The sequence below is a fragment of the Bombella saccharophila genome, from assembly GCF_026385475.1.
Classification (GTDB): domain Bacteria; phylum Pseudomonadota; class Alphaproteobacteria; order Acetobacterales; family Acetobacteraceae; genus Bombella; species Bombella saccharophila.
On sequence record NZ_JANIDW010000016.1, the window covers coordinates 1 to 998 of the forward strand.

Annotated in this window: 2 protein-coding genes; both read right to left on the minus strand. The window is 53.9% G+C overall.

Going from position 1 to position 998, the window contains the following annotated elements; translation table 11 throughout:
* Positions 1-123: 123 nt before the first annotated feature.
* Positions 124-558, minus strand: coding sequence for a hypothetical protein (locus tag NQF64_RS08970; RefSeq protein WP_099026378.1), 435 nt, complete (start codon positions 556-558; stop codon positions 124-126).
* Positions 558-998, minus strand: a 441-nt coding sequence (locus tag NQF64_RS08975; protein ID WP_266107161.1) for a hypothetical protein, incomplete at its 5' end; no start/stop codon positions are given. The genes NQF64_RS08970 and NQF64_RS08975, both read right to left, overlap by 1 nt.

Below are 998 nucleotides of genomic sequence, written 5' to 3' on the forward strand. Positions count from 1 at the left end.
GATGATGAGCAAGGCCGCATAGCCCTGCACGTTATTGGGCAGAGCGGAGAGGATGGATGAGAAATCCACACAATCCTCCAATGATGAAAAGGCCGCCCCTATATGGAGCGGCCCTTTTTATGGTCAGGATGGGTTAAGGTCAGCCGGGGCCTCTGGTAAGGCTGTGCTGGTCGTATCCTTACCCTTGGCGATGGCCGTTAGGGCGCGGATGTAAGCCACACAATCATCGGGCGTGCTTTCTCCCAGAATCCCGTAATTATTCCAAAGGGCAGCGCGTGCCTGCTGTAAGGCTGTTTGTGCTTGTACAGCTAGGCTCGGAGCGGGTGGAACATATGGCTCTAAGCGTCCCTCATGAAGCTGTGTTGGGTTCTGCGGACCAGAGGTACGGGCCTCCCATTCTGTGTCGCTAATATTGAGAGGGATAGCCTCAAAGCCAGGGGCTGCTTGATAGGGAGTTGTCTGCCCGTCTGTGGTGGATTGAGCAAACCATCCTAAGACTTGGCAGGGTTGGGCTAGGTCTGACCCAGCTTTGACAATGGCGTAATATGTCTGTGTCATTATGCAGGTTTCCCTATAGCTAGGACTGAGATATCGCCTTTGGAGGTTTTGTCGGTACCGTCTGTAAAGAAGCGGGTCAGGCCGAATGAATAGCGGTTTTCCAGATTGTAGCCGCACACTGGTGGTGACCATGACCCGGTTGCTGATGGCGTTTTGGGCGTGATGAAAATGAGGACGGAATCATCGCCAAAAGCCTGCGGGAAGGTGATGCGGTCACTATCCTGCACGCCTGTTGCTGTGAAGGATTGGATGAGCGTCCCTTGTTGCGAGAGGATACGAGGGAGAGTATCGCTAGCGGGAAGGGCTGCGATGTTTTTTTCAACAGTTGATACCCGTTGCGCAAGCGCGTCGTCCCCATTTTGACGCGCTGTAGCTTCGGTCGTGAGGTCTGCCGATGTGGCGAGTTTGGATGTGTCGGGAATATCGCTCTTTTTAGCGTA

Bases quoted from the DNA above. Each gene is read 5' to 3' on its own strand.
- NQF64_RS08970 (WP_099026378.1), bottom strand. From the start codon at position 558: ATGACACAGACATATTACGCCATTGTCAAAGCTGGGTCAGACCTAGCC.